The following is an 8,457-nucleotide window of genomic DNA, read 5'->3' on the forward strand; positions in this document are numbered from 1 at the left end:
GAGCACGCGTTATGCTCAGGCTGCTGACAAGGCCAAAGCAGCGTAAGTGCGGAGTGAAATCCAGGGTCCACATGGGTCGTCGCGCTTCCCGTGCGCCTGGGAAGGCGCCGGCCCGGCCAAGCTTTCCCAGATCGTCCGGATGGCGCACAAGATACCGGTTCAGGTCGATCGAGATGGAGGCCGAGGCGTATGCCAAGGCGGTCGACTGCCTGACGAAAGATCAGAATGCGTCCCTGGCGCTCTACGATTTCCGCCGGCAGCGAGCTCAGTCTCCTGCCGGGCATCCGTGTTTACTGGCGACGAGACACAAGATGTGCCCAAATTGCCACCAGACCGTCACCTGCGATGAGTTTCGGCAACTGATTTTGTCCTTTCAATCGTCGCCACTTCCTGGCCGCGGCCAACATGGGCCACTCGAAGGCAGCAGACTGGCGGCTATATGGACGGGCTGTGAGCCCGCACCGGAGACATTGGCGAAATCTACGATCTCTATAGCAACGTCAAGGAGAAGCGCGAGGTGTTGCAGATGTGGTCAAATCACATCGAATGGCTGATCAAGCAGGCTGCGGATGACGCTCTGGCGGCGTAGCTGCTGGCATGGGCGGAAGATGCGGCGCAACAATCGTCAGAGCCTCATCGAATTGGAGATCATGCTTGACCAGCAAATGCGCGGCCAATGCTTCGATGGCTGACCAGTGATCGAGTACTAGCCGGGCCGTGCGATCTTCGATCCGCCTCCAACGGGGGCGGCGCGGCATCAGGAACCGCAACTCACCATAGATTCGCTTGGCATCCGCGTAGTCGCTGCTCCCCTCATTCCCATCGGACGCATTCATCGCCATATCGCGCGGGTCCAGATAGCCTTCGAATGCGGAATCTGCAAAAGGACCTGCCAGACACGCAACTATCTCTTGGATCGCTTCATCGCGTTGGAAATGTCGATCCATATCGTCCTCGAAAATCGGCTTTCGCTTCGAGGTGAATCCTTGCGCTGAATAAAAACCCGCGCCTTCGACAACACCACCGCACTCTCCGTCACCGGCGTCGGGGTAAATACTAACACTTGAGAAAGCAGGGAGTTCACGGTCGTCGTCGAACACCTGACGGTGCAAAACGATGGCGGCCACCGCGTGCCCGGCTTCGTGATGCGCCACAAGCGGCAGATATTGGGTGGCTACCATGCGGTGCGGCTCTCAGATCTAGTTTCCATCCAAGCCCTGATATCGGATTCAAGCCATGCGACTCGGCCGGGGGAGATGCGACGCCGCTTAGGGAACAGGCCTGCCTTCAGAGTCGCGCGGTCGCGCTCGAACTGCGTTCCACTGAAGTGCTTCAGGGTCTTTGCCGACTGGCCGGCGGCCCAGGCAAGTGCCCGCTCGCCTTCCACATCTTCAAGCCAAAGATAGAGATCGTCGTCGGGAGCATCCAGCGTTGGACGGACATCAAATGCGTTCATGTCCGGACAGCCTTCAGAAAGAAGGGATAGAGGCTTCCGTTTGATCGGGAACGCTTAGTGTTGGTAGCGGCGCCCACATGTTCGAAAAGCGTGATCATTGATGAGTTCTTCCAGTCGGTGCGGCATCGCAGTGCTTTTGCGCATAGGACGGCAATTGTCGTGCCAACTGGGAAAATCGTTTCGGAACAATGCGATCGCTCTGGCAGCGTTGTGTCAGATGTCCGACATCGTCGAGAATCCGACAACGAGTGCTCCTCCTAATCACCGGATCAACCTCCGGCGCCAGTCGGTGACACCGCATTCCTCTGTCTTTCCAGGAGACGGCGTGGACATCAATGCCGTTCCTCACCGAACCCGCCTCCTAGCCCTTCGCCCATACGTCACGGCCGCCCCCCGGTTTGGCTTCAACCTGAAGGATTACGGCGTCCTCTTCGCAGAGAAGATCGGGTTGTTCGTGGCGCGCGCAGCGGAGCCCAAGGAGCTTTTTCTGGGTTGCGGATACTGGCATGTCGATATTACGACCGTGTGTCCTTCGACAAGCTTGGTGGCTTCTTCAACCAGAATCTCGCCGCGGAGATCGAATCGTTATCTGCGCCGCAAAGTGCGGCCGGTGAGCGGCGTGGCCCTGCGTTCCAGTTGGCCACGGTCCTCGCTGGGACGAGCAAGTAAATGGCTTGCGCAGCAACGGTGCGATCACACCTGGAGCACGGCGTCATCAGGAAAGCGCCATCCTTGTGCGCCCACGACACCCTGGTCGCCATCGGCCGCATCGCGGGGGGGCACTGTGGGCGATAACCATTCATTGATCTGGGCGATTGAGGGTTCTGCCGGGGCGCTATTGCTGCTCGGTAGGGCTGCGGGCTGGCGAGTCTACCAAGGCGAGCAACGACAGGCGAGACGGCAGACATTACGTGACGGAACTTGATATTGCAGTGCAGCAAGCGTAGAGCACCGCGCGCTTATCGGAGTGTCGTCCATGGCCCTTACCAATGCTGGTAACGAGGCAGAACCTGTCGAACAATCGAGCCATTCTGAGGTCGAGCAGCACAGCACCAAGGCGCTGATGTTGGGCGCACTAGGTGTCGTTTATGGCGATATAGGCACCAGCCCGATCTATGCATTTCGCGAGGCGTTGCACGCATCGGCCGGTGGCAACGTCGCCAACCGTGGCGACATCCTCGGCGTACTCTCGCTGATCATCTGGTCGCTGACGATCACCGTCACCATCAAGTACATCATGTTCGTGCTCCGTGCCGACAATCGCGGCGAGGGCGGGGTGCTGTCGCTGATGGCGTTGGCGCGCAACAGTTTCCCGACCCGCTCGGCGGTGATCCTCGGCATCGTCGGCGCGGCGCTTTTTTTTGGCGACGCCGTCATTACGCCGGCAATCTCGGTACTGTCGGCGGTCGAAGGTATGAATGTCGTCACGCCGACGTTCCAGCCCTATGTGGTGCCGCTGACACTGGCCATCCTGGCGATCGTGTTTGCGGTACAGCGGTTTGGCACCGGCGGCGTAGGATTGGTGTTCGGACCCGTTACCGCGCTGTGGTTCCTGGCCATCGGCCTTTTCGGGCTCAACCACATCATGGACGATCCGGAAATCCTGCTGGCAATCAGCCCGCATTACATCGTGTCGTTCCTGGTCAACTCGCCTGACGTCGCCTTCGTTACGGTTGGTGCAGTCTTCCTCGCCGTCACCGGAGCCGAGGCGCTCTACGCCGACCTCGGCCATTTCGGCCGCAAGCCGATCGTGCTCGCCTGGCTGGCGATCGTGTTCCCTTGTCTGTTGCTCAATTATGTCGGGCAAGGCGCCTTCGTGCTGGCAAATGGCGGCGTTGTCGGTCATCCGTTCTTCGAGATGAACCAGGGCTGGACGCTTATTCCGATGGTCGTGCTTGCCACGGCGGCGACCGTGATCGCCTGCCAGGCGGTGATCTCCGGCGCTTTTTCGCTGACCAGGCAAGCGGTACAGCTCAACATGCTGCCGCGTTTCGTCATCCAGCACACGTCGGAAAAACAGTCGGGCCAGATCTATCTGCCGCGCATCAACCTGATGCTGGCGCTGGTGGTGATGCTGCTGGTGGTCGGCTTCGGCGAATCCAGCCGGCTGGCCTCGGCCTACGGTATTTCGGTGACCGGCAATATGCTGGTGACGAACATACTGCTTTTTGTTGTGATGACGCGCATCTGGAAATGGCCGCTCGGCGTCGCGATAGCCTTAATGGCGGTGTTCGTCTTGATCGATACCGGCTTCTTTGCAGCTAATATCGTCAAGGTATTCGAAGGCGGCTGGGCCTCGCTTGCCATTGCCGCAGTGATCGTGATGACCATGTGGACTTGGATAAGAGGCAGCAGGTATCTATTCGACAAGACGCGCAGGAACGAGATTCCGCTCGATTTCCTTGCGGGCAATCTGTTGAAGAAGAAACCGCAGCTGGTGTCCGGTACGGCCGTGTTCCTGACCAGTGATCCCGCCAGTGCGCCAACCGCACTGATACACAGCCTGAAGCACTACAAGGCGCTGCACGAACAGAACGTCATCCTCTCTGTGGTGACGGCGCAGCAGCCCGTGGTGCCCGACAGCGACCGGATCAAGATGGAAACGATCAATGAGCTATTCATGCGCGTGACACTGACCTTCGGCTACATGGAACAGCCTAACATCCCGCGTGCGCTGGCGATCTACCGCAAGCAGGGTTGGAAGTTCGACATCATGACGACGTCCTTCTTCCTGTCGCGTCGCTCGCTCAAGGCGTCACCCAACTCCGGCATGCCGGTGTGGCAGGACAAGCTGTTCATCGGCTTGGCGCGCACGGCCGCCGACGCGACCGAGTATTTCCAGATCCCGACCGGACGTGTGGTCGAGATCGGAACGCAAGTGGCCGTTTAGGCATGCCCGGTTAAGCAGAATCAATTGGCATTTCGGGAGCCGGTGAATGCCTGACCGGGCGGAGGCCACGATGCTTGCGCCAAACTGGGGTCCGGTTCCAGGCCCGAAGCTTCCGGCCCCGAAAGCCGTCCTTTACGCCTGCGATAATTTCCGTTCCGCATTGTCTTGCCGACCCATCAGTCGAGATGCGCTGAAACGACTTCGCCGGGCAGCACTTATCATTTGAACGTAATCGATGTGCCGCAAGTCCGACTTTCATTCTCCAGTTCACAGGCTAGCGTTGCCAAAATCGGCGTGCCGCCTAACCGGCGCCGCACCGTGACCTGTCAGGATGCTATGCAGGCGCGAGGCAGAAGCTGGCTCGAGGCCGCCGGCCTGGTGCTGGTCCGGCAGCGGCCGGGCTCGGCCAAAGGCTTCATGTTCCTCTGGAGGATGAGACGGGTGCGGCAAACGTCGTCGTCTGGGCCAAGATCTCTCGAGAAATTCCGGCGCGTGCTTCTTGCTTCGGCCATGCTCGGCGTCCGTGGACGCATCCGACGGAAGAGGAGGTGGTGCACCTCGTCGCCCACGAGCTGACCGATCTGTCGGCTGGGCTGGCCAGCGTGGGAAACCGCAAGACGCCTTTTCCGTTGCCGCACAGCCGAGGGACGAGGCTCATCACGGCGGATCGGGCATTGATCCGCGCGGCATGCCGAAGGGGCGCGACATCGTCGATGCAGTATGACCATATCGACCATATCAAGGTCAAGACGCGTAACTTCCGGCAGCGCCTCCGGAGGCCACTTCAGCAGCATGTTGTGCACACTTTTTGTCGGACCCTGTTAACTGCCGATTGGCAGCAGGTCACCCCGTGCCGGATCCCAAATGTCGTCGCTCTCAAGCGCAACGACTGCCCGCACCTTTTTAAGTCATCGAGCACCTCCACCGCTGGACGCCGCCCCGTTTCCTGAGCCGGGGCGTAACCGGTGTATTTGTGACTGTCCAGCTCAAACCACTTCAACGATTCCTACGTAGCCATGGCGTCGCCCTTGCGGCCGCGCGTGATGCGAATGAATCGTGATCCCATCCTCCCCGCTCGCGTCGATGGAGACACGCTGCCAACGCTTCATCTGCTCTACCCCATCTTGTTCCAAGGCGGTCGTATCATCTCGATGAGCCCTGCCTCGGGGCCGGCGGCCGTTGGCCGGGAGGCCGTTCCACCCGAGCGTCGACGGAACGGCGATGTAACATCGAAGTGGTCCCGGCGCCCACCTGCTCGGCGGTGATCTCGAGGCGCTGGCAAAGCGCACGCGCCGCCGGCCTGTCGGCCGGTGACGCGGCCAAAGCCGTTGGTGCCTCGCGCGCCTCCCTCTACCGCTGGGCCAAACAGCCCGAACCCAGATCGCCGCCGCGCCGGGTTCGCCGGCCGCAATGGAGCCCGGCGCTGGTGCAAGCCGTCGAGGAGTTGCGCGGCGACAAACCGATGTGGGGCAAGCGAAAGCTGGCCTGGCTGATCCGCCGCGGAGGCCGTTGCGGTCTCAATCTCCACCATCGGCCGCATCTTCACCAGCCTGATGCGGCGCGGTCTAGTCATGCCGGTCCCGACCTTGCGCCGCAAGCCCGGTGGCCGACGCTTCCGCCTTGTCGGCAAGCGCTACGCCAGACGCCTGCCCAAGGGCCTCAAGTCGAAATGGCCCGGCCAGATCGTCCGATCGACACCGTCTTCGTCAATCTCGCCCCGGCAAGGCCGTCAAGCACTTCACCGCCTACGATCCGGTCGCCAAATGGACCGTCGCCGGCATCGCCGGCCGGGCTCAAGGCGTCCCTGCCGGCTTCGTTCGCCATGCTGACTGACCCGGGGGTTCGCCACGCCTACAATGAAGCGTTCGTTGCCGCGGAGTGCGCAAATTCCAGCCATTTTTCGACTCCTTTTTCGATCAGCAACGCGATGCATGTATCCGCCTGGAGGACAACAATCTGCTCGTCGCCTCGGCCGGGTCGGGCAAATCCGCGACCAGGGTCTGCAAGGTGGCCAATGTCCTGGAGAGGCAGCTCTACCGGCCCGATGAGATCCTGCTTCTGGCCTTCAATAAGAGCGCAGCAGATGAACTCAAGACCGGGATCGCAGGACAGCTACATCGAGGAAAGCGCGCTGGAGTCCCGCGTCACGACGTTTCACCGCTTGGACGGGGCATCATTAAGGAGGTTGAAGGACGCCCGCCCCAGCTTGCAGAAGTTCCACACATTTGAGAAGCGGCGATGTACCCAGCGCTGTCGAACCACATCGGGGCGCCGACTCAGCGTGAATTTCATCACGCTCGGCGACCTTTAAGGGCCAAACCGGCGCTTGGACGCCCACCAGACTCACGTCATGGCTCGGTGCGCAAGATGCGAGCGATCCGTTGCCCTACCCGCACTCTTATACGATTGCCAATTGCGAACTTGCCGCCAACAAAGTGAAGTAAGGTTGAAATAAAAATGTAAACAGTTTTCACATATATTCCCCTTGCTTCTACCGTAAGCCCGGTGTTTTATTGCCTTGATAAGGTCCTCTTTTGGCGCGCAAACCAATAAAATAGCGCGACTGTACTTATGAAAGGAACCCAAGTGTGTGCCGCAGAGGCTGTAAGCGCCGCTCATTTCCGCAACGTTGAACGCGTAGGATTCATTGGTACGGGCAGCATGGGGCGACCAATGATCGCAAAGCTCCTGCATGCGGGCTATCAGGTGGACGTCTACGACATCGATCCCGCGGCTGCGAAAGACGTGGTCGAAAAGGGAGCACGGTGGCATGACGCACCACGCGACGCGGCGCGCGATTGCGAGATCGTCATTACCTGCCTGCCGCTGCCACACGACGTCTTTGACAACATGACTGGCGAGCAAGGCGCTTTGGCCGGAATGGCACCGGGGAGCGTATGGATCGATACGTCCACTACCGACTACCACAATACGATCGAGATCGCCCGCCGGGCGGCAGCAATTAGCGTGCATTCGCTGGAAGCGCCCGTGAGCAACCTGTCCCACATGGGAGTCGATTTCGCCAATGTCAGCTTCTTCGTCGGCGGGCCACCGGAGGCCTATGAGCGTTGCGGGAAGGTGTTGCAAATCATGGGATCCATCTCCTTCCATGTCGGAGACATCGGTCAGGGCCAATCAGTCAAATTACTGACGAATCTACTCTTTTACGCTGCGGCTGTTGCAAGCGGCCATGCGCTCTGCCGAAGTGTGCGCGAGGGCGTTCCAGCGCAGCAGGCGTGGCGTAAGTTTGTCGCGTCGCCCGCAAACTCCGTTGCAGTCGAGCAGTTCGTCCCATTTCTCCTGGATGGCAGCTACGATCGCTCTTGCACTTTGGAGATCACGGTGAAGGACATGGGCTTGACCGTCCAGCTGGCGGACGAACTCGGCGTGGGATTGCCGATCGGGCGCGCGGTCGAAAGGCGCTATTGCGAGGCGGGACGGAAGTTCGACCGATACGACAGCCATCTGCGTGTCGTCGAACTGGCGGAGGTGGTCTTCGGCGTTCGACTAAAAGTGCCGGGCTACCGCGCGCCATCCAAATACGGTGCCGACTCCGCGCATCCGCCGGACCAGGAATTCCTTACCGATCCCGTCGGACGGATCAAACCGAAGCGTGAGCACGTGTTTCCGCTCGGCGACGTCCCACTCAGTGACATCCAGATTCGTTTGCTCAGGTCGCTGGTCGGCGAACTCACCCACGTCAATCGCCTGATCCTTGACGAGGCGTTTGATCTTGGGCGCGGCATGGGCCTGAGCGATGCTCTGATCTGCGACGTTATTACCTGGAGCGTAGGCGCCTCCGCATGGTCGGATACCCATGCTCAGCAATACAGCAACGAACCGCTTATAAAACCAGCCGCGGCAATTGCGCCGCCGATGAGAACTGTACCGCACCTAATTTGCCCCTATACGGAGGAATTGACATGAATACCCTCGATCAGCGGACCGCACTGGAGCAAGCCGCACGCAAACGCATCAAGGATTCCATGCGCTCGACGGCGACGTCGATCGCTTGGCACGCTTTTATCGTGAATGGGCAAGTTCCTACGAGTTGGATGTCGGCCGGGATGAATACTGCGGGCCGGCGATTGTTGCGGAACTGGCGGGCACG

Annotated in this window: 7 protein-coding genes and 1 pseudogene; 5 read left to right on the forward strand and 3 right to left on the reverse strand. The window is 60.1% G+C overall.

Translation table 11 applies throughout. The features are described 5' to 3' along the window. Positions 1–554: 554 nt before the first annotated feature. Positions 555–1,181, reverse strand: a complete 627-nt coding sequence (locus tag P3C39_RS31545) for a hypothetical protein (RefSeq protein ID WP_275955460.1) — start codon at positions 1,179–1,181, stop codon at positions 555–557. After that, positions 1,175–1,456 (reverse strand): AlpA family phage regulatory protein, encoded by a 282-nt coding sequence (locus P3C39_RS31550; RefSeq protein ID WP_024505846.1) that lies wholly within the window; start codon positions 1,454–1,456, stop codon positions 1,175–1,177. The genes P3C39_RS31545 and P3C39_RS31550 overlap by 7 nt, the downstream gene beginning before the upstream one ends. Before the next feature lie 976 nt (positions 1,457–2,432). Here P3C39_RS31550 and P3C39_RS31555 point away from each other — a divergent pair. Together P3C39_RS31555 and P3C39_RS32975 are read left to right on the forward strand one after the other, a co-directional pair. Then, positions 2,433–4,346, forward strand: coding sequence for a potassium transporter Kup (locus P3C39_RS31555; RefSeq protein WP_275955073.1), 1,914 nt, complete (start codon positions 2,433–2,435; stop codon positions 4,344–4,346). 303 nt (positions 4,347–4,649) lie between these two features. Next, positions 4,650–4,993: pseudogene (locus P3C39_RS32975) on the forward strand (OB-fold nucleic acid binding domain-containing protein); the annotation flags it as partial. Between the two features lie 1,012 nt (positions 4,994–6,005). Here P3C39_RS32975 and P3C39_RS31560 read toward each other — a convergent pair. Continuing rightward, positions 6,006–6,170, reverse strand: coding sequence for a hypothetical protein (locus P3C39_RS31560; protein ID WP_245462025.1), 165 nt, complete (start codon positions 6,168–6,170; stop codon positions 6,006–6,008). A gap of 54 nt (positions 6,171–6,224) precedes the next feature. Here P3C39_RS31560 and P3C39_RS31565 point away from each other — a divergent pair, with 54 nt between their 5' ends. The 3 genes from P3C39_RS31565 to P3C39_RS31575 form a co-directional block, all read left to right on the forward strand. After that, positions 6,225–6,575, forward strand: a complete 351-nt coding sequence (locus P3C39_RS31565; RefSeq protein ID WP_245465695.1) for a UvrD-helicase domain-containing protein — start codon at positions 6,225–6,227, stop codon at positions 6,573–6,575. A gap of 342 nt (positions 6,576–6,917) precedes the next feature. Further along, on the forward strand, positions 6,918–8,273 hold the full coding sequence (locus tag P3C39_RS31570) for an NAD(P)-dependent oxidoreductase (RefSeq protein ID WP_275955074.1): 1,356 nt from the start codon (positions 6,918–6,920) through the stop codon (positions 8,271–8,273). Continuing rightward, the coding region (locus P3C39_RS31575; RefSeq protein ID WP_275955075.1) for a hypothetical protein at positions 8,270–8,457 on the forward strand (188 nt) is incomplete at its 3' end. The genes P3C39_RS31570 and P3C39_RS31575, both read left to right, overlap by 4 nt.

The organism is Mesorhizobium sp. XAP4 (assembly GCF_029269325.1).
Classification (GTDB): domain Bacteria; phylum Pseudomonadota; class Alphaproteobacteria; order Rhizobiales; family Rhizobiaceae; genus Mesorhizobium; species Mesorhizobium ciceri.